The organism is Sphingomonas adhaesiva, from assembly GCF_002374855.1.
Taxonomy (GTDB): Bacteria; Pseudomonadota; Alphaproteobacteria; order Sphingomonadales; family Sphingomonadaceae; genus Sphingomonas; species Sphingomonas adhaesiva.
Genome location: NZ_NWVC01000011.1, coordinates 1 through 18,950, shown reverse-complemented (window position 1 = coordinate 18,950; position 18,950 = coordinate 1). Strand labels below are relative to the sequence as shown.

General features: G+C 64.0%; 16 protein-coding genes and 3 pseudogenes. 12 read left to right on the top strand and 7 right to left on the bottom strand.

The features are described from left to right. Positions 1-109: 109 nt before the first annotated feature. The 3 genes from COA07_RS15850 to COA07_RS15840 are packed head-to-tail and all read right to left on the bottom strand — an operon-like array spanning position 110 to position 4,135. Positions 110-1,957 (bottom strand): ThiF family adenylyltransferase, encoded by a 1,848-nt coding sequence (locus COA07_RS15850; protein WP_007406400.1) that lies wholly within the window; start codon positions 1,955-1,957, stop codon positions 110-112. After that, complete coding sequence (locus COA07_RS15845; protein WP_066709249.1) at positions 1,950-2,990, bottom strand: cyclic GMP-AMP synthase DncV-like nucleotidyltransferase; 1,041 nt, start codon at positions 2,988-2,990, stop codon at positions 1,950-1,952. The genes COA07_RS15850 and COA07_RS15845 overlap by 8 nt, the downstream gene beginning before the upstream one ends. 11 nt (positions 2,991-3,001) lie before the next feature. Further along, positions 3,002-4,135 (bottom strand): patatin-like phospholipase family protein, encoded by a 1,134-nt coding sequence (locus COA07_RS15840; RefSeq protein ID WP_083821339.1) that lies wholly within the window; start codon positions 4,133-4,135, stop codon positions 3,002-3,004. A gap of 159 nt (positions 4,136-4,294) precedes the next feature. Between COA07_RS15840 and COA07_RS15835 the strand changes: the two genes are divergently transcribed. After that, positions 4,295-5,218, top strand: coding sequence for a helix-turn-helix transcriptional regulator (locus COA07_RS15835; RefSeq protein WP_083821340.1), 924 nt, complete (start codon positions 4,295-4,297; stop codon positions 5,216-5,218). Between the two features lie 121 nt (positions 5,219-5,339). Continuing rightward, positions 5,340-6,056, top strand: coding sequence for a tyrosine-type recombinase/integrase (locus COA07_RS15830; protein ID WP_245842207.1), 717 nt, complete (start codon positions 5,340-5,342; stop codon positions 6,054-6,056). On the opposite strand, the pseudogene COA07_RS15825 reads toward COA07_RS15830, so the two are convergent. From COA07_RS15825 to COA07_RS15810, 4 genes and pseudogenes are all read right to left on the bottom strand, one after another. After that, positions 6,056-6,478, bottom strand: a pseudogene (locus tag COA07_RS15825) (multicopper oxidase domain-containing protein); the annotation flags it as partial. The gene COA07_RS15830 and the pseudogene COA07_RS15825 overlap by 1 nt on opposite strands. Before the next feature lie 67 nt (positions 6,479-6,545). Further along, positions 6,546-7,112, bottom strand: coding sequence for an RNA polymerase sigma factor (locus COA07_RS15820; protein ID WP_030541625.1), 567 nt, complete (start codon positions 7,110-7,112; stop codon positions 6,546-6,548). After that, positions 7,109-7,546 carry a periplasmic heavy metal sensor gene (locus tag COA07_RS15815; protein ID WP_025550099.1) on the bottom strand — a complete coding sequence of 146 codons (438 nt, stop codon included), beginning with the start codon at positions 7,544-7,546 and terminating at the stop codon, positions 7,109-7,111. Before COA07_RS15815 ends, COA07_RS15820 begins: the two co-directional genes overlap by 4 nt. Then, positions 7,546-7,818, bottom strand: a complete 273-nt coding sequence (locus tag COA07_RS15810) for a hypothetical protein (RefSeq protein ID WP_007406394.1) — start codon at positions 7,816-7,818, stop codon at positions 7,546-7,548. Before COA07_RS15810 ends, COA07_RS15815 begins: the two co-directional genes overlap by 1 nt. 132 nt (positions 7,819-7,950) lie before the next feature. On the opposite strand from COA07_RS15810, the gene copC reads away from it, so the two are divergent. The 10 genes and pseudogenes from copC to COA07_RS15760 form a co-directional block, all read left to right on the top strand. Continuing rightward, positions 7,951-8,328 (top strand): copper homeostasis periplasmic binding protein CopC, encoded by a 378-nt coding sequence (gene copC / locus COA07_RS15805; protein ID WP_007406420.1) that lies wholly within the window; start codon positions 7,951-7,953, stop codon positions 8,326-8,328. Positions 8,329-8,332: 4 nt separating this feature from the next. Beyond that, complete coding sequence (copD, locus tag COA07_RS15800; protein ID WP_007406374.1) at positions 8,333-9,277, top strand: copper homeostasis membrane protein CopD; 945 nt, start codon at positions 8,333-8,335, stop codon at positions 9,275-9,277. 36 nt (positions 9,278-9,313) lie between these two features. Next, on the top strand, positions 9,314-10,000 hold the full coding sequence (locus tag COA07_RS15795; protein WP_007406390.1) for a class I SAM-dependent methyltransferase: 687 nt from the start codon (positions 9,314-9,316) through the stop codon (positions 9,998-10,000). A 107-nt stretch (positions 10,001-10,107) separates the two neighbouring features. Then, the gene (locus tag COA07_RS15790) at positions 10,108-12,465 is read left to right on the top strand and encodes a heavy metal translocating P-type ATPase (RefSeq protein ID WP_004206948.1); all 2,358 of its coding nucleotides are present in this window, start codon (positions 10,108-10,110) and stop codon (positions 12,463-12,465) included. Continuing rightward, entirely contained in the window at positions 12,462-12,860 is a 399-nt protein-coding gene (gene cueR, locus COA07_RS15785) for a Cu(I)-responsive transcriptional regulator (RefSeq protein ID WP_007406402.1), read from the top strand. Before COA07_RS15790 ends, cueR begins: the two co-directional genes overlap by 4 nt. 403 nt (positions 12,861-13,263) lie before the next feature. Further along, positions 13,264-14,985 carry a PHA/PHB synthase family protein gene (locus COA07_RS15780; RefSeq protein ID WP_007406387.1) on the top strand — a complete coding sequence of 574 codons (1,722 nt, stop codon included), beginning with the start codon at positions 13,264-13,266 and terminating at the stop codon, positions 14,983-14,985. Between the two features lie 3 nt (positions 14,986-14,988). Then, positions 14,989-16,416: a bifunctional enoyl-CoA hydratase/phosphate acetyltransferase gene (locus COA07_RS15775; protein ID WP_030541622.1), complete on the top strand. Its 1,428-nt coding sequence runs from the start codon at positions 14,989-14,991 to the stop codon at positions 16,414-16,416. Beyond that, the gene (locus tag COA07_RS15770) at positions 16,409-17,599 is read left to right on the top strand and encodes an acetate/propionate family kinase (protein WP_007406370.1); all 1,191 of its coding nucleotides are present in this window, start codon (positions 16,409-16,411) and stop codon (positions 17,597-17,599) included. The genes COA07_RS15775 and COA07_RS15770 overlap by 8 nt, the downstream gene beginning before the upstream one ends. Continuing rightward, positions 17,596-18,369, top strand: a pseudogene (fabI, locus tag COA07_RS15765) (enoyl-ACP reductase FabI). The gene COA07_RS15770 and the pseudogene fabI overlap by 4 nt, the downstream one beginning before the upstream one ends. A gap of 241 nt (positions 18,370-18,610) precedes the next feature. Next, a pseudogene (locus COA07_RS15760) lies at positions 18,611-18,950 on the top strand (IS21 family transposase); the annotation flags it as partial.

Here is an 18,950-nt window from a genome sequence, read left to right as displayed (position 1 = left end):
CACAAAGAGTGTCTTGTTACCGAGTCGCTGAGCTGTGATGTTTCAGGCCGCCCGCCGCGCTTACCCAAAGAGCTGGCGGTGGTCGGCCTGAAACATCAATTTCTCGAGATTATGCTACTGAACGATATTCGCGCGCAAACGAACATGAAGGGCAGTCGCTTTGGCACCAGTCCCGCTCCCAGATTTGGCCGCCAAGATTCTCGCGCTCTGCTAACTGAGTCATGGCTTCGGTGATCGCACCGCCACTGTCTTTAATTCGCTGGATTGGGGCCAGCCAAATCCGGTGATGAGACAGTGTACTCTCTTCAAGCAGCGCCCGCAGCGCGGTCTCAGAAATCAGATCGTTCACGAATCCCAGTTCAACTGCACCATAGGGGGTGAAGTGATTTCCACATGCGGGCTCTTCAATTGTCGCTGATCCTTCGGGCCAGTGGCAGGCCTGGAAATGCGGAACGCCTGTACCACCAATACCGCATCGAAGGCATCCACCATAGGCTCCAATCAGCACAGCATGTCCTGCCGCGCCGTAACTTTCAGTCCAGCCGTAGAGGAATGGCATTTTACGGCCGTTGACGAGATGCCACCGGTTCAGCGCACCCTCTGCCGACCAACTCCCCGTTGCCGAGATGACCAAGTCGCTGCTTTCCAGAAGATCCCTATAACCGTCGATAAGCGCCTGCGCGCTCACCTCATGGCCTTCGATCGCAAGATGCGGGAACGCCTGCTGAAATTTTGCTGCCAGTTCCAATGCTTTGTTCTTGCCGATAGAATCAGCACCAAGTTCGTGACGGCCAAGATTGGGCCAGTCTAGATCCTCTGGATCGACAAAGTGGCAATTGCCGACGCCAGCGCGAACAAGCTTGGCGGCCACCGATGAGCCAACCGATCCGCATCCAACAAAGGTGACCGTCTTCTGAAGGAGGCGCATCGAGCGCGCATCCTTACCTCGCCCATGGATCCAACTCGGGTCAGCGCGGGAAACCTCGGCTTTGACAACCGGAGCCGCGGAATAGGTCCTCAGCGTGGCGACCTCCTTCGGCAGCCGATTGGGCGCGAACCCTTTGCTCAACGGCTCCTGAATCTTGCCATCACGAGAGGAGACCTTCCGGCCAGACGTCGTCATGGTAGCGAGGAGTCCGGAACCGCCCCGGCCCTCGGCTCCCATCAACACGATGATGTCCTTTTGGGCTTTCGAAGCGAGATCGACGAGGAGGCAGTAAGCCTCATCGCTTTCCTTCTTCGCTAAAGCCAGCAGATCGGCCCCGTTATGGGGATAGTCCGCCGGCAGCGGGGGGCTGGAAAGCCAGAGAAGACCGGCGGGCTCGGTATGGAAACGTTTATTGCCGCGAGGTTTCCCGAAACGCCTGGAAAGCCAGGATTCCAGTTGTTCCTGACTTTCGCCAACAATCACCATATCCTTATCGCGCCAGGCGCGAAGTTCGCGGGATGGGCCGCCCGGATCGACGAGGCTTGTGATTTTGAACTTGGCGTCGCGCGCGTAAAACCAGTAGGTGAGAAACTCCTCCCGGAAATCCCGCTCGATAATTTCCCCCTTCAATAGGTCCTCGATTAATCGTGCCGATCGTCCGATCAAATGGATGGCGACTGAGCCGGGATCCTCTGCGTCTACTTCCGCCATGATGGGCAAAAGGCATAATATTCCGTCGTGCTCGACATGAGGCCAGACCAACTGGCCTGGGCCATCAACAAGTGCCGTTCGAGGATATCCAAGGGGAAAGGCGGGAGAGACGAGCAGGTCGATTTGCCGCGTCTCTCCGTCAGAACACAGCATATCGATGCGCCATCCACGCTCGAACCTGCGCTGACGATATGTTGCTCCTATTTCATGAGAAGACAGTCGCCGAAAGGGGGCGGGCAGGGCCTCGCGCAGCCGGGCTTCCAGCTGAAGGACAGCCTTTTCGAAGCCAAGCTCGCCGAAGCCTGCCGGGTTAGGCATGGCGGCCTCCTCCCGATGTGAGCACCGATGCGCTGGTACGGCTTTCAAGGCCGATAAGAGCGGCAGACGTTGCGATCGGTGCGGCATAGGATGCTGCTGCGCGGGCTTCTTCCTCACCACGCTCGCTGAAATAAGTCGTGTTGAAGACTTTGTCCCAGCATCCCAGTGCCTTTTCCCGCGTGCAATCCCATTCAAACAATGGGGCCAGCCAGTCTAACGCTTGGGTCAGCTTGTCACGCAGCATCCGTGCCTTGGCATCGTTGTCGCCGCTGGTGATCGTGTCATTCGGCGTGACCGGATGCTTCACGACCAGATTCCAATTCAGGCGATCCCGGATGGCTTTCATGGTGTCGTAAAGAGCTTGATCCTCCCGGCTGTCGATACGCTGGCATTCGGTAACAATGACAGTGATACCAAAGCCGGACAAGATGCCGCCTTTCCAACTCGACCGACTCTTGGCGTATTTCTTGATCAGGCGAACCAGCCGGCGCAACTGGGTGCCATTTGTGCTGTTGCTGCGCTCATCCTCGAACCACTGCGTTACGTCACGCGCATCCGAACGCTTCCATCCGCTAGACGATGCCAGTTCATGGACCATGTTGCCATCGTCGTCTTCAGACTTACGGTATACCGGGACGTCGACATGGTAGCCCTTCTCGTAGAAGACTCGAACGCAATTGCTCCGAACTTCCGGCGCTGTTTTGAAGCTTCCGTCGTCGATTGCATCTCGTACCATCCACCGCGCCTGGATGGACGTCTTTTCCGCGCCCCGGTCCCCGACGAGGTCTTCCTTCCAGAAGTAGACCCCATCGTCGATGTCATAGTCATTCGCGGCGTCTCGAAGCATCGTCTTCATGGCATAGGAACCCTGCTTGACGAATTCGCTGGGTGCCGGGTCGTTGGCCTTGCTCAACCCGTCGCGCAGTCGCTTGCGATTTGCATCGCGGCGGCTGCGCATGGAATCCTGATCAGTCTTGGGAAGCGTGACCTCATCCTTATGGTAGGCGCAAACGTCTTTGTCACAGTCGTACATAAATCGATCCTTTATGCAGTAGCTTCGGCGGGTCGCCGGAGCGTCCTGGCCGGATCAAGGGGAGGGAGGCTTTCGAGCATCGCGCGGATCAATTGCCCCTCGCTGTTCATAGGGTCATCACAGGCGCTCCGCGTCATATCAGCGTCGGTGTGGGCCTGTTGAACAAGCCGGTGCATCGCTTCTTCTCGGCTGTCATCGAGCGCCAGATAGGCCATCATGCTGGCGGGCACGTCCTTGTTCGGAAAACGCACCCGCCTTATTGTTCGGCCGCAATCGCTGATGGCGTTTGCCAGCAGTCTTGCCATATTATCGTAGGCAAATTCCTGGGCGGAAATTCCCAACGGCGCAACATCCGCGCCAAGTGCCCAGCTGAGCATTGAACGGTGAACCTTGCCTGCGGGGATATGCTCCCCCTCAGGACGTGGGCAAGTACCGAGAGAGAATATTTCGATCGGTTGCGTGGGAGCAGCGTTCGCCAGCGCGTCGGTGAAGCCGACCATGATCGGGTTATTGGCCCAAAGGCCGCCGTCGCAGAATATCTGCTTGCCCCCGCCGCCCTCGCCAGGGTCATCAATGGCGGCCAGGGAGCGGAAGATCGGTGCCGCGCTTGAAGCCATGCACACGTCGGTGAGCTTGTAATTGTCATCCCGAACACCGCTTTTGGGCGTCTTTTTGAACACCCACGCCTTGTGCGTGCTCATTCTAACGGCCGGGATTGCGAGGGAAATTCCGCGCTTCTCGAAAACATCCAGCATCGTGACGTCCTCAAGGACATTCGCCAGTGCCTTGCGCAAGGCCTGGTCGCCGCGGCGAACGAAATATCCTCCCGTGAACGCACGGAAGATGGCGCTCAGCTTGCCTTTGATGCGATGCGGAAAGATCTTGGGGCCATAATCCTCGTAAAGAGCGACGACCTCTTTCATCGGAACACCGACTGCAGCCGCCGCCGCGACGATTGCACCTGTGCTCGTGCCCACGATGAGGTCGAATCCGAGGCCGAGATCCAGCGGTGCTTTCCCGCTGCGCGCAGCCTGCTGGGCGAGCAGGCGATCGAGAAAGGCTGCGGTGTATATCCCACGCATGCCTCCCCCATCCAAGCTCAATACGCGATAAGGTCTCTGACTGTGATTTTCGCCTTCCGACATCTAGACTTGGCTTCCCTGTTACATGCGTGAGCGCGGGTTGAATCCCACATCTCTCCCGGTCAAACCGGGGCCCCCGAGGGATGAGTCGATGCCAAAGGCCCTTTCTACCCGTCGGAAAACATATATAGGTCGGGAAACCAGACTGATCAAGGATAGTCGATGGAAGAAAATAACCCGCAGGGTCGCGGCTTGCGATGGAATATAGCACAACGCCTTGAATTTATTGAGTTCAGGTTGGTGTGGGAGGGGCGGGTCAATCGCTCAGATATCGCCGATCGGTTCGGGGTGACACTCCAGCAGGCGTCTGCGGACCTGGCTCTTTACGAAAGCACGGCCCCAACAAACATTGCATATGATCGAAACGCCAAGACCTTTTTAGCGGCGCGGTCGTTTGTACCGCATTTTCTCCGGGAGGTGTCGGATCGGCAGCTTCTTCAGCTTTCGTCTATTGCCGCGGGGTTGGTCGAACGAGAGGATACATGGTTCGGTGAGCTTCCCCCGGTAGGGGTGCTACCGGTCCCCCAACGCAGCGTGTCCACGAAGGTCGTTCGATCGATTCTGGAGGCGATCCGGAATAGAGCGGCGGTTGAGATCGAGTACCAGTCTTTGAAGCGGCCCGATGCAATACGCAGAATGGTCGAGCCTCATGCTCTCGCGCACAACGGGATCAGATGGCACATCAGGGCGTGGTGCCCGAAAAACAACGCCTTCCGCGATTTTGTTCTGTCGCGGATCACCGGGACAGGAGAATTCGCTCCTCGCACAGTGGACCCTCTGTTCGATCGGGAATGGTTTGATGAGATAGAACTTCTTCTTGCCCCCAACCCGGCGCTTAGCGATGGTGCACGTCGGTCACTTGTCAAAGAATATGGCATGACTAGAGGGCGTCTGAGGCTCGTTACACGGGTCGCGTTGGCCTTCTATCTCATACAACATCTGAATTTGGATCTGGACCTACCGCCCGAGCGGCAACAGCTTGTGCTTCTAAATAAAGAAGCTGTCGATAAGGCTTGTAAGGATGCGTTGGCCGCATGTTCTTCCGCATTGGCGGGTCGAGATGCTCAGAGCAGAAGCGACGAATAGACATAGGTAGGCTGCTCTGGATCATATCCTTCTGATAGGCGTCACCTCGTCGGACTCTATGTGCGTTTTGGGGCATCGGGTGTATATTCCGCCTGAGCCCCAAGACGGGGAGTCCTAAATCATGGTTTCGATCATCCGGGCTGCTTCCGGTGAAGCAAGCATCCCTGAAGGCTTTCCCATCCTGTTCGACGCCAACATGGCGATTATCGAGCCAGCTTTCGTTTGGCTCATGGAGCATGCCGAACTCAGTGGCCGCGCCCATGCTTCCGAAACCGTGCGAACCTATGGTGAGCATCTCCACGACTGGTTCGACTCGCTCGAACAATCGGGGATCGAATGGCGCGAGGCCGACGAACGCGTCATCGCCGCCTATCGCAACCGGATGCTGGAGAATTCCAGCACGCATACCGGGCGGCCCTATGCCCGGACCACGATCAACGCGCGCGTCTCGACAGTCTGTCGCTTCTATGACTGGGCGCTCGATAAGGGGCTGATCGACCACTGCCCATTCCGGTTGGCCGAGAAGATGACGCTGATGCTCGACGGCGCCTATCGCCCAGGTTTGCAGCGGCGCCAGGTCAACGAACTGATCGTCTCACGCCCGGAAAAACTGCCGCGACCGCTGCGCGCCGACGAACTGGCACGGCTATTCGCGCATCTGAGGCCTACCGCCCGACTTGCCGCTCAATGGGCGCTCGGGGCGGGACTGCGCCGCAAGGAGCTTTGCGCGCTCGCTGTCGACCAAATCCCGGATAGCTGGCCACTCGCCCTCGACAGCGATCCACTTGTCGGCGTGCCGCTCCATATCACCAAGGGAGACCGGCCAAGGACAGTCTAGGTGCCGCTTTGCACGACGGAGAACTGGTAGAGGTAGTTCGAGCCCGGCTTGATGCCCGGAAAAGACACGCCCGGCACACCGTCCATATTGGCCGGCAGGATCAGCCCGTGCCAGTGGATCGAGCTGTCCTCCTCCAGCTGATTGATGACGTTGAGCCGCACGCGCTGGCCTTCGCGCAGCCGGATGAGTGGCGCAGGGACCGTGCCGTTGACGCCGATTGCCCGGAACTGGCGACCATCGATGCTCATCGACTGCCGGGCGATCGTCAGCGTGATGTCTTCGCCCGACACGGTCGGCAGCGTCGGCCGCATCCCCGGCGAGATCGTCTGCGCCCAGGCCGGCAGCCAGGCTGACAAGGCGGCGCCGCCACCGGCGAGGGCCGCGCCGCGAAGGAACTGGCGGCGGTCGAGAGCAGAAATCATTCGGTTTGTCTCAGCTTGCGGAAAGAGGGCGGGCCTACTGGAAATACGCAGCCCGCCCGCGTGCCCCTCAAACTTTCTTCAAAATTTCCGCGAGGCGCGCCCGGGCGCGGTAGAGGCGTGTTTCGACCGCCTTCTGGGAGATGCCGAGAATCTCGGCGGTTTCGGCTTCCGATTTCTCATCGATCGTCCGCAAGACGAGCGTGTCCTTGAGCGATGCGGGCAGGGCGGCGATCGCTTTCATGGCCTCTGCCAGCTGCTGCTCGGCGCCGATCGCCTGGTCGGGTAGTGGCGCCTCGTCGACGACATGTTCGGCTTCCCCCAGCGCCAGCGCGTGGGAGAAGAAGTTGCGGACCGCGCGGCGGCGGCGCCAGTCATGGCATTTATTGATGACGATCCGCGACATCCAGACCGGAAAAGGTCGCGCAGCGTCATAGCGGTTGAGTGCGGCGAAGGCGGCGACGAAGCTCGCCTGGGTCACGTCGAGCGCTTCGTCGCGGTTCCCGACATGGCTGCGCACGAGGCGGTGCACCCAGCCCTGATGCCGGCGGACCAGCTCGCCATAGGCCGCTTGCCGGCCTCCAAGCGCCAGAGCCGCGAGCTCCCCGTCCGAGCAGTCGGGGAGGCACGCGGTCATTTGGACTTGGCCGTCAGCGCTTTCACCACGGCGTCGTCGAACTTGTCCGTCTGATCCGGGCGCAGCACGGCCCGCATCGCGAAGATATGCTCGAGTGTTTCCTTCTGCAGCGCGCCCATCGCCTGGTGCGAGCGATCCACCGCCCCTGCAACCCGAGGACCATAGCCATGCTCCGCCTCGATCGCCTCGGCGAGCCGCGCGTTATCGGCGCGCAGTTCGGCCTCCAGTGCCTGACGCCGGATCGCATAGTTCTTCTCGATCGTCTCGAGACGGCTATGTTGCGCGGTGTCCAGCTTCAGATCGCGATGGAGCAGGTCGTGCAACTCATTTTCGACCGGGCGCACCGGAACCACATAGACGCGGCCGATGACCACACCGGCGATCGCCGCGGCAAAGGTCAGCAGGACGAGGAGCAGGAGCCGGCGGTCGCGCATCATTGTGAACTCAGCAGCGTCGAAGGAGCGAGCGCGAGCCGCGCGTCAAAGGGCGATATCGGCCCGGCTTCGGTCGACCGCACAGGCACGGCCGAGCCGGCAATTCCCAGGAACAAGGCTGCTGCCGCGGCGATACCGAATGTCGTGGCGCTCAGGCGGGGCATGGCCTGGAGCCGGGCGATCTCGGCCATGACGCGGCTGTCCAGCCCGGCAAGCCGGGGATCGAGCGGCGCTTCCCGCAACCGGCTGAGCATGTCGTCGAGGTGGTCCATGATGTTTCTCCGTCTTCACTTCTCAATAAGCAGGATGGTCCGGCAACCCTTGTCCGGGAACAAAAAGAAAATTGCGAGGGGTGCAGGTCGCGGCTGCGTATTCTCTCATGTCACTGACAGGAGAATGTCCAAATGCGCTTCTTTTCGCCGCTCGCAGCCATCGCCGCCGTCGGCCTGAGTGTTTCGGCTCCGGCCTACGCCCATCCCAAGCTCGTGTCCTCGACGCCCGCCGCCAACGCCAGCGTCCCGGCGCCGTCGCGTATAACGCTCACCTTCAGTGAAGGTCTGATGCCGAAGCTGTCGGGCGCCGAGATCGTGATGACCGGCATGCCCGGCATGCCCAACCACCGCATGGCGGTAACCGGCTTCAAGACGTCCGTCGAAGGCGACAAGACGCTCGTGCTGACGCTCGCCAAGCCGCTCATGGCGGGCAGCTATCAGGTCGCCTGGCACGTCGTCTCGACCGACACGCACCGCATCCAGGGCAATCTCGCCTTTACCGTCAAGTGACGCCATGAACGACGTGGCACTCGTCGCCGTCCGCTGGGCGCTCTACGTCGATCTCGGCCTGTTGTTCGGCCTGCCGCTGTTCGCGCTCTATGCGCCCGGCGGCGGCCGGATGGTACAGCGGCATCTGCCGATGGTAGCAATGGTGGCCGGTCTCGCCTGTCTCGCCCTCCTGCTGTCGGCGCTGGGGTTCGCGTTGCAGGCAGCGGCCATGACCGGGCTGCCGCTCACCCAGCCTGATCTTTCCATGGTCGCAGAGCTGTTCAACGGCACGTCCATGGGAACGGCGCTGAAGGCGCGCCTCGTCGCGCTCCTCGTTCTCCTGCTCTCCATCCCCTTCTATCGCCGGCAATCCCGTCCTGCCTTCATCGCCTCCACTCTGGCAGGCGCGGTCGCACTCGCGACCCTCGCCTGGAGTGGGCATGGCGCGGCTGGCGAAGGCGAGGCGGGCTGGCTGCAACTGGGGGCCGATCTCATCCATCTGCTCGCCGCCGGCGCCTGGGTCGGCGCGCTTGCCGCATTCCTCGCGCTGGTACTTCCCAGGCTCGCAACCGACGATCTCGCCGCTCAAGACATGGACCGGGTCACGCTCGCCGAGGAAGCGTTGCGGGGCTTCTCCCTCGTCGGCACGATCATCGTCGCCCTGCTGATCCTGACCGGGACGGTGAACGGCTGGTTCCTCGTCGGTCCGGGCAACATCGCCTCGCTCGGGCAGTCGACCTACGGCCTGCTGCTCATCGCCAAGCTGCTGCTGTTCGCCGGCATGCTGGGCCTGGCCGCGCTCAACCGTTATCGCCTGACCCCGGCACTTGCGCAGGCGATCGAGGAAGAGGACGCGCCACGGGCGCAGGCGCTGCTGCGCGCGAGCCTCGTCGTCGAAGGCGGTCTTGCGATCGTCATTCTCGGGCTCGTCGCCTGGCTGGGGACACTATCGCCGCCCATGTCGATGTAGCTTATCGTTTCGGACGCCTCGCGTTGGGAGAAGCCAATGCAATCCTACACCCCGCCGCTCGGGACCGGATCGACGAAAGACTATGATCGCGCGATCCGCCTGTGGACGCGGGAGAAGCGGTGGCGTGCCGCCATGCTCGCCGCCCTGGCGCCCAAAGCCGGTGAGACGGTCGTCGACGTCGGCTGTGGCACCGGCAGCTTCGCGCTGATGCTCAAGCAAGCCGAGCCCAGGACGCAGGTGATCGGTCTCGATCCCGATGCCGAGGCGCTCGACATCGCGCGGCACAAGGCCGCTGTGCGGCGGGCCGATATCGACTGGCGTCAGGGATTTGCCAGGGACGTGGCCCCGGGTACCGCCGACGCTGTCGTGTCGAGTCTCGTGCTGCATCAGATGCCGGTCAGGGAGAAGGCGGCAACCCTGCGCGCCATCCTGCGCGCCATGTTCGCCATGCTGCGCCCGGGTGGGCGCCTGGTGATCGCCGATTATGGCCGCCAGCAGGGTTTCATGCGGCTTGCCTTCCGCCTGACCGTGCAGCGGCTCGATGGCATCGATGATACCCGGCCCAATGCCGACGGCGTGCTCCCCGGCCTGATCGCGGCGGCCGGCTTCAGGCATGTGGCCGAGACGTTTCGGCTTTTGACCATCACCGGCGCGATCGACTTGTTTACGGCGCATCGACCGGCGCAGGACCACGGCCTTACGGTTGCCAATGACCTTGGCTGATGGCGGCCAGGCGAACGGGCCCGCCGATTTGTCCGCTTAGGCGATTACGTATTGACCCTGACACGGTGTCAGACCCTAGATCGTCAGGCGTCGAAAGGAGCAAGGCGATGAACGAGACACATGGAGCGGCGCATGGCGGCGGTTGCTGCGGCGGCCACAGCGCCGCGAAAGCGGCGACCGGCGTCAAGGACCCGGTCTGCGGCATGACCGTCGACCCGGCGACCACGGCGCATCAAGCCGAGCATGGCGGTGAACGCTATCATTTCTGTAGCGCGGGCTGCCGGACCAAATTCATCGCCGATCCCGAGCGCTATCTCGGCCCGCCAGCGCCGCCGGTCGCGGCGCCCGAAGGCACGATCTGGACCTGCCCGATGCATCCAGAGATCCGGCAGGACCATCCCGGATCCTGTCCGATCTGCGGCATGGCGCTCGAGCCCGCGACCGTGACTGCCGACAGCGGCCCCAGCCATGAGCTGGTCGATTTCACACGGCGCTTCCGGGTCGGCCTGATGCTGGCCCTCCCGGTGCTGATCCTCGAGATGGGCGCGCATCTCTTTCCCGCGATCCATCGCCTCGTGCCGATGTCGATCTCGGTATGGATCCAGTTCGTGCTGGCGACACCCGTCGTGCTCTGGGCGGGCTGGCCCTTCTTCGAGCGTGGCTGGGCCTCGCTCAAGACCCGCAACCTCAACATGTTCACCCTGATCGCGATGGGGACCGGGGTCGCCTGGATCTACAGCGTCGTCGCGACGCTCGCGCCCCAGCTGTTCCCGCCCGCCTTCCGCGGAGAGGACGGCATGGTTGCCGTCTATTTCGAGGCGGCCGCGGTGATCACTGTCCTCGTGCTGCTCGGCCAGATGCTCGAACTGCGCGCGCGCGAGCGGACCTCGGGCGCGATCAAGGCGCTGCTTAACCTTGCGCCAAAGACCGCGCGCCGGATCGGTTCCGATGGCAGTGAAGAGGAAATCAGCCTCGATCTCGTTGCGGTCGGCGACCGCCTGCGTGTGCGTCCCGGCGAGAAGGTGCCGGTCGATGGCGTGGTCGAGGACGGCCGTTCCTCGCTCGACGAGTCGATGGTCACCGGTGAGTCCATGCCCGTCACCAAGGCCAAGGCCGACACGGTGATCGGCGGCACGCTCAACCAGACCGGCGCGCTCGTTATCGTCGCCGACAAGGTTGGCCGGGACACCATGCTGGCGCGCATCGTCCAGATGGTCGCCGAGGCGCAGCGCTCGCGCGCGCCGATCCAGCGCATGGCCGATCAGGTGTCGGGCTGGTTCGTGCCCGTGGTCATCGCGGTCGCGGTGGTCGCGTTCATCGCCTGGGGCATCTGGGGCCCCGAGCCGCGCTTCGCCTACGGGCTGGTTGCGGCGGTCGCCGTGCTGATCATCGCCTGTCCCTGCGCACTGGGTCTCGCCACGCCGATGTCGATCATGGTCGGGGTTGGCCGCGGCGCCGGGCTCGGCGTCCTCATCAAGAATGCCGAAGCGCTCGAGCATATGGAAAAAGTCGACACGCTCGTCGTCGACAAGACCGGCACGCTGACCGAAGGCCGGCCTGCCGTCACCCAGATCGTGCCGGCGCCCGGCTTCGACGAAGCCGAACTGCTGCGGCTTGCCGCCTCGGTCGAGCGGGCCTCCGAGCATCCGCTCGCGCTGGCGATCGTCGAGGCCGCCAAGGATCGCGGCATCCCCACGAGCGACGTCACCGACTTCGATTCCCCCACCGGACGCGGCGCGCTCGGCACCGTCGACGGCCGCCGGATCGTGCTCGGTAATGCGCGGTTCCTCTCGGAAGAGGGCATAGCAACCGACGCGCTGGCGGAGCAGGCCGACGCCCTGCGCCGGGATGGCGCCACCGCGATCTTCATCGGCGTCGACGGCACCGTCGGCGGCGCCTTTGCAATCGCCGATCCCGTGAAGCAGACGACGCCGGAGGCCCTGGCCGCACTCAAGGCCGAAGGCATTCGCGTGGTGATGTTGACCGGCGACAACCGCACCACAGCAGAGGCGGTGGCAAGGCGGCTCGGCATTGACGATGTCGAAGCCGAGGTACTGCCCGACCAGAAGAGTGCCGTCGTCGCGCGGTTGAAAAGCGAGGGGCGCGTGGTGGCGATGGCCGGCGACGGGGTCAACGACGCCCCCGCACTGGCTGCCGCCGACGTCGGTATTGCCATGGGCTCGGGCACCGACGTCGCGATCGAGAGCGCGGGCGTGACGCTGCTCAAGGGCGATCTCATGGGCATCGTGCGGGCACGGCGGCTGAGCCAGGCGACCATGTCCAACATCCGCCAGAACCTGGTCTTCGCCTTCATCTACAATGTCGCCGGGGTGCCGGTGGCGGCGGGCGCGCTCTATCCGCTGTTCGGCATCCTGCTCTCGCCGATCATCGCGGCCGCCGCCATGGCGCTCTCCTCGGTCAGCGTGGTCACCAACGCGCTGCGCCTCAACCGGAAAGCGCTGTGAACATCGGGGAGGCGTCGAAGCAAAGCGGGGTCTCGGAGCGGATGATCCGCCATTATGAGAAGATCGGCCTCATCCCGGCGCCGCCGCGCCGGGGAGCGGGTTATCGCGACTATGGCGAGAGTGACCTCCATCGCCTGCGGTTCATCGCCAATGCCCGCGATCTCGGTTTTCCGATCGAGGAGATCCGGACCCTGCTCGGCCTGTGGGCCGACACGGGCCGCAGCAGCGCCGATGTAAAGCGGGTCGCGTTGGCGCGGGCGGAGGAATTGCAGCGCAAGGCCGAAGCGCTGACGACCCTGCGCGAGACCCTCGTCGATCTCGCCGAGCGCTGTCATGGCGACGAGCGGCCAGATTGTCCCATCATCGCCGAACTGAGTCTCGACAGAAAATGTTAGCGCCGGCCGCCTCTCGGACCAGACCCGCTCTGGCGGCCGGGGTGCTGATCGCACTTGGCATTCTCACGACGGGCCTCGCGATATATTTCCTCGCAGTCCGCCCGCCACTGCTGGCGGAGGATCTTCGCCATATCGGCGGCAACCCGCAGACCCTTTCGCCGGTATTGCGGGACTGGTTCGGCGGGATAGCTGGCTCGCCCGTGCGACCGCACTGAGCCTCCTGATCGTATTTGGCCGCTTTTCATACAGCAATGTCGTGCTGAGCTCTGACTTCTGGGGCTGGCATATGCGAGGCAATCCCTCCGTAGGACTACGGAGTGCGCAGAGGCTTCCTGCGCTTCAGGGCTTGTTGCACCGCAGCAGGAGCGAAAATGTGCAGAGTCGAAGCAATATCCCTGACCCGTTGGACGGTCTGGCCACGACGCTGGATCGGTCGAGCTTCGCCGCCATCGCGCAGCTGACTTCAGGCCAGTCGCCCGCCACTTTGGCGCAGTCTTTTTCCGACTGGTGGACGCACATTCTCTGCTCGCCAGGCAGGCAGCTGCAGCTCGCCGCCAAGGGCGGGCGCAAGCTGATGCGGCTCGCCGACTATGCCATGCGCAGCGCATCCGGCAGCGATCCCGAGCCGGCGATCGATCCGCTGCCCCAGGATCGGCGCTTCGCCGACGCAGCCTGGAAGCGCCATCCGTTCGACCTGATCGAGCAGGCCTTCCTGCTCCAGCAGCAATGGTGGCATGCCGCGACGACCGGCGTGAGCGGCGTCACCGGGCACCACGAAGCGATCGTCGAGTTCGCGACCCGCCAGATGCTCGACATGGTGTCCCCGACCAATTTCATCCCGACCAACCCCGTGCTCCAGCAGCGCATCCTCGAAACCGGAGGACAATGCCTTGTCGAGGGTGCGCGATTTTTTTGCGACGACCTGGAACGCCTGGTACGCGGGGAGCCCGCAGCGGGCACGGAGGCCTATCGGGTCGGCGAGAAGGTCGCAGCCACGGCTGGCAAGGTCGTGTTTCGCAACAGGGTCATGGAACTGATCCAATATGCGCCCGCAACCGAGACGGTGCGTCCGGAGCCGATACTGATCGTGCCGGCATGGATCATGAAATATTACATCCTCGACCTCTCCCCGGAAAATTCGCTCATCCGCTGGCTGGTAGGGCAGGGCTACACCGTGTTCTGCATCTCCTGGCACAATCCCGACAGCGCCGACCGCGATCTCGACATGGAGGATTATCGCCTGCTTGGGCCGATGGCCGCCGTGGATGTCATCCAGGCGATTACCGGCACCGAGAAGATCCACGCGGCCGGCTATTGTATCGGCGGCACGCTGCTCGCCATCACCGCGGCCGCGATGGCGCGCGATGAAGATAAGCGTCTGGCGAGCGTCACGCTGTTCGCCGCCCAGACCGAGTTTAGCGAGCCGGGCGAACTTGGCCTGTTCATCGACGAGGCGGAAATCAACCTGATCGATGCGATGATGTGGGCGCGCGGCTTTCTCGACAGCAGTCAGATGGGCGGCGCCTTCCAGATGCTGCGATCCAACGATCTGGTCTGGTCGCGCATCCTCTCGACTTATCTCATGGGCGAGCGCGAGCCGATGACCGACCTCATTGCATGGAATGCCGACGGCACCCGCATGCCCTATGCCATGCACGCGCAATATCTGCGGCGCTTGTTCCTCGACAATGACTTGGCCGAAGGGCGCTACGAGGCCGGCGGCCACCCGGTCTCGCTCTCGGGGCTGCGCATGCCGATCTTCATGGTGGGCACGGAAACCGACCACGTCGCGCCGTGGCGCTCGACCCACAAGCTCCACATGCTGACGGGCGCGGAGATCCGCTTCGTGCTGACGAGCGGTGGCCACAATGCCGGGATCGTCTCCGAGCCCGGGCATCCTCATCGCCACTTTCGCGTCGCGACACGGATGCAGGATGGCCCGGCGCCAGGTCCCGATACCTGGCTGGAGCGGGCCGAGCTGCGCGAAGGGTCGTGGTGGCCGGAATGGAGTTCATGGCTTGGATCGCACTCGGGCAAGGCGGCCGCCCCACCGTCGATGGGCGCGCCCGAACGGAACTATCCGCCGCTCGGTGATGCCCCCGGGCGCTACGTGCTGGAGCGCTGAGCCATGGCCACCGCCAACCTCATCGAGAACCGCACGTTCGACGAGATCGCCGTCGGCGACACGGCCAGCCTCACCCGCACGCTGACCGCCGACGACATCCAGCTCTTCGCGGCGGTGTCAGGCGACGTGAATCCGGCGCATCTCGACCCTGTCTATGCCGAAACGGACATGTTCCACAGGGTCATCGCTCATGGCATGTGGGGCGCGGGGCTCATCTCGGCGATCCTGGGAACCGAGCTGCCAGGGCCCGGTGCGATCTATCTCGGCCAATCGCTTCGCTTCACCCGCCCGGTGGGCGTCGGCGACACCATCACGGCCTGCGTCACCGTCGCGCAGAAGCGCGCCGAGCATCATGTCATCGTTCTCGACTGCGCCTGCGTGAACCAAAAGGGCGAGACCGTCATCAGCGGCCAGGCCGAGGTCAAGGCGCCCACCGAGAAAGTCAGCCGGCCCCGCATGCCGCTTCCCGACGTGCGGATCGCCAGCCACGACCGCTTCCGCCAGTTGATGGAGCGCGCCAAGGACGGATCCGCGTGCGTCACGGCCGTGGTCCATCCGTGCAGCGCCGACGCCATGCGCGCGGTGGCTGAGGCCGCCGACGCCGGCATCGTCGTTCCAATTCTCATCGGACCTGCGGCGCGTATGACGAATGCGGCGAAGGACGCCGGTGTCGATATTGCCGCCTTCCGGGTGATCGGGGTCCCGCACAGCCACGCCGCCGCCGCCGAAGCCGTCGCGCGCGTACGGGCCGGCGAAGCCGCGCTGCTGATGAAGGGTTCGCTTCATACCGACGAGCTCATGGGCGCGGTCGTATCGTCCGACATGGGCCTTCGGACCGAACGCAGGATCAGCCACGCCTATGTGATGGATGTGCCCGGCTATCCGCGCCCGCTCATCATCACCGACGCCGCGATTAACATCGAGCCGACGCTTGAGGACAAGGCCGACATCGCGCGCAACGCGATCGACCTTGCCCATGTGATCGGGATCGAACAACCCAGGGTCGCGATCCTCGCCGCCGTCGAGACGGTCAATCCAAGGATGCGCACCACATTGGATGCCGCGGCGCTCTGCAAGATGGCGGACCGGGGCCAGATCGAAGGCGCGCTGCTCGATGGACCGCTCGCCCTCGATAATGCGATCAGCGAGGCGGCCGTGCGCGACAAAAGTATCGTCTCGCCGGTCGCCGGCCGGGCGGACATCCTGCTGGTGCCCAATCTGGAGGCCGGCAACATGCTCGCAAAGCAGCTGACCTTCCTGGGCGGCGCCGATGCCGCAGGCGTGGTGCTCGGCGGGCGCGTTCCGATCATCCTCACCAGCCGGGCAGACAGCGTGCGCACGCGCCTCGCCTCCTGCGCGCTCGCGGTGCTGCTGGCGCGGGCTGCAACCAAGGCGTCTCCCGGCGTTGCGGGACAGCGCCGCGATGGCTGAAATCCTGTGCCTCAACGCCGGTTCGTCGAGCCTTAAGTTCGCGCTCTACGCCGAGCCGGGCACTGATGAGCCCTCTTTGCTGGCGAGCGGCAAGATCGAGAATATCGGCCTTGAGCCGCACCTGATCGCGCGCGATGCGAAGGGGGATGTCCTTGCCGACCGGCGCTGGACGAAAGACGTCACGATCACGCATGAGACGCTGCTCAAGGATTTGCTGCGGGAGATCGAAGCTTCGGTCGGCGAGGATCTGATCGCGGTAGGACATCGGATCGTTCATGGGGGCGCCGACTATTCAGCGCCGGCGCGGGTCGACGCGCCACTCCTCGCCGCACTCGAGGCGCTTTGCCCACTGGCGCCATTGCATCAGCCCCATAATCTCGCCGCGGTCCGCGCCGTCTCCAGGCTGCGCCCCGCTCTGCTGCAAGTCGCCTGCTTCGACACCGGCTTCCATCATGGCCAGCCCCCGGTTGCGACGCGCCTCGCGCTGCCGCGCGCGCTTGGCGAAGAGGGCATGCGGCGCTACGGCTTTCACGGCATCTCCTACGAATATATCGCGCGGCAGCTGCGTTTGATCGATCCCGATACAGGCGGTGGCCGCACGATCGCCGCGCATCTCGGCAACGGGGCCAGCCTCTGTGCGATGGACGGGGGGCGCAGCATCGACACGACGATGGGGTTCACCGCGCTCGACGGATTGGTGATGGGCACGCGGTGCGGAGCGCTCGACCCGGGCGCGGTGCTCTATCTTCTCCAGCAGAGGGGCATGACGGCGCGCGAAGTCGAGCATCTCCTCTACAGTGAGTCCGGCCTTTTGGGCGTGTCCGGCACATCGAGCGACATGCGCGCGCTTCTCGGCAGCGAAACGCCCGCCGCTGGGGAAGCGATCGACCTCTTCGTCTGGCAGATCGCGCGCCAGGCTGGCGCCCTCGCATCCTCGCTCGGGGGGCTCGATAGCTTCGTGTTTACCGCCGGGATCGGCGAGAATGCGCCTGAAATCCGCGCCCGCGTCGCCGATCGGCTCCGCTGGCTCGGCGTGGCGCTCGACACGGACGCGAATCTCCGCGGAGCGTCGGTCATCAGCGCGCCGTTCAGCCGTGTCACGGTGCGCATCATCCCGACCGACGAGGAGTGGATGATCGCCATCCACACCGCCGATCTTCTGCGTGAGGAGCCGAAACCATGAAACCTCTCGTCGATCTTACTGGCAAGCGCGGCCTGGTGATCGGCATCGCCAACGCGCAGAGCATCGCGGCGGGCTGCGCCCAGGCCTTCCACGACTGTGGCGCGAGACTGGCGGCGACCTATCTCAACGGAAAGGCCGAGCCGCTCGTGGCGCCCGTCGCGGAGACCCTGGGAGTCGAATGGCTCGCCGCGTGCGATGTCCGGGTGCCGGGCGAACTGGAGGCCCTGTTCGAGCGGGTGAAGTCCGAATAAGGCGGCCTCGATTTCCTGCTTCATTCGATCGCTTTCGCGCCGAACGAGGATTTGCACGGCCGCGTCGTCGACAGCTCGGCCGAAGGCCTCGCGCTGGCGATGGACGTCTCGTGCCACAGCTTCCTGCGCATGGCGCGTCTCGCCGAGCCGCTGATGTCGGATGGCGGCTGCCTGCTGTGCGTCACCTTCTACGGGTCGGAGCGGGTGGTCGAGCACTACAACCTGATGGGGCCGGTCAAAGCGGCCCTCGAAAGCGCGACCCGCTATGTCGCGGCTGAGCTTGGCCCCAAGGGCATTCGCGCCCATGCGATCTCGCCAGGCCCGATCGCGACCCGCGCTGCCAGCGGCATCGACCGCTTCGACGAGCTGCTCGAACGGGCCGCGGCGACGGTCCCGCAGCACCAGCTCGTGACCATCGAGGATGTCGGAGGGCTCGCCGCCTTCCTGGTGAGCGATGCCGGCCGCCATATCACCGGCACGATCATTCCGGTCGATGGCGGTCAGCACCTGCTCGGCTAGGGCGGCTCGCCGCGATCGGGGGCTATCCTATTTGTCGCTGGTGGCCTGCTTCTCGCCGTCGCCCGGGCTTTTCTGCCCGAACCATGGTCCGACAATGGCAGCAAAGGCATCCAGCGCCCCGGGAGTGTGGATCGGCGTGGAAAAGGGACCCCGGTAGCGGGGTGATCGGCGTCGAAAAGGGACCCCTCATCCCGGTGGTCTAGGCTGTTCGCTTGGCGGTGTGTCAGGCGGCGAGATCGGGATGCTGGTATTGGAGACGGTGTTGAGGATCCGGCGCGAGCACGCGTCGGGGAAGGCCATCAAGGCGATAGCGCGGGACCTGCACCTGTCGCGCAAGGTGGTGCGCAAGGCGATCCGGGCGCCGGAGGCGGACATGGGCTACCGGCGGGAGGTGCAGCCGCTGCCGAAGCTGGGGCCGTTTCAGGCGCGACTGGATGCGTTGCTGGAGGAAGACGAGGCACGACCGCGGCGCGAGAAGCTGCGCCTCACGCGCATCCACGACCTGCTGCTACGCGAGGGGTTCGACGGCTCGTACGACGCGGTGCGGCGTTATGCGTCCCGCTGGCGGCAGGCGCGACGTC

Excerpts from the sequence above, each read along its gene's own strand:
- COA07_RS15795 (WP_007406390.1), top strand. The coding sequence starts at position 9,314 with ATGCAATCCTACACCCCGCCGCTCGGGACCGGATCGACGAAAGACTAT.
- COA07_RS15845 (WP_066709249.1), bottom strand. The coding sequence starts at position 2,990 with ATGTACGACTGTGACAAAGACGTTTGCGCCTACCATAAGGATGAGGTC.
- COA07_RS15835 (WP_083821340.1), top strand. The coding sequence starts at position 4,295 with ATGGAAGAAAATAACCCGCAGGGTCGCGGCTTGCGATGGAATATAGCA.
- COA07_RS15830 (WP_245842207.1), top strand. The coding sequence starts at position 5,340 with ATGGTTTCGATCATCCGGGCTGCTTCCGGTGAAGCAAGCATCCCTGAA.
- COA07_RS15840 (WP_083821339.1), bottom strand. The coding sequence starts at position 4,135 with ATGTCGGAAGGCGAAAATCACAGTCAGAGACCTTATCGCGTATTGAGC.
- copD (WP_007406374.1), top strand. The coding sequence starts at position 8,333 with ATGAACGACGTGGCACTCGTCGCCGTCCGCTGGGCGCTCTACGTCGAT.
- COA07_RS15815 (WP_025550099.1), bottom strand. The coding sequence starts at position 7,546 with ATGCGCGACCGCCGGCTCCTGCTCCTCGTCCTGCTGACCTTTGCCGCG.
- COA07_RS15810 (WP_007406394.1), bottom strand. The coding sequence starts at position 7,818 with ATGGACCACCTCGACGACATGCTCAGCCGGTTGCGGGAAGCGCCGCTC.
- COA07_RS15770 (WP_007406370.1), top strand. The coding sequence starts at position 16,409 with ATGGCTGAAATCCTGTGCCTCAACGCCGGTTCGTCGAGCCTTAAGTTC.
- copC (WP_007406420.1), top strand. The coding sequence starts at position 7,951 with ATGCGCTTCTTTTCGCCGCTCGCAGCCATCGCCGCCGTCGGCCTGAGT.
- COA07_RS15850 (WP_007406400.1), bottom strand. The coding sequence starts at position 1,957 with ATGCCTAACCCGGCAGGCTTCGGCGAGCTTGGCTTCGAAAAGGCTGTC.
- COA07_RS15775 (WP_030541622.1), top strand. The coding sequence starts at position 14,989 with ATGGCCACCGCCAACCTCATCGAGAACCGCACGTTCGACGAGATCGCC.
- COA07_RS15820 (WP_030541625.1), bottom strand. The coding sequence starts at position 7,112 with ATGACCGCGTGCCTCCCCGACTGCTCGGACGGGGAGCTCGCGGCTCTG.
- COA07_RS15790 (WP_004206948.1), top strand. The coding sequence starts at position 10,108 with ATGAACGAGACACATGGAGCGGCGCATGGCGGCGGTTGCTGCGGCGGC.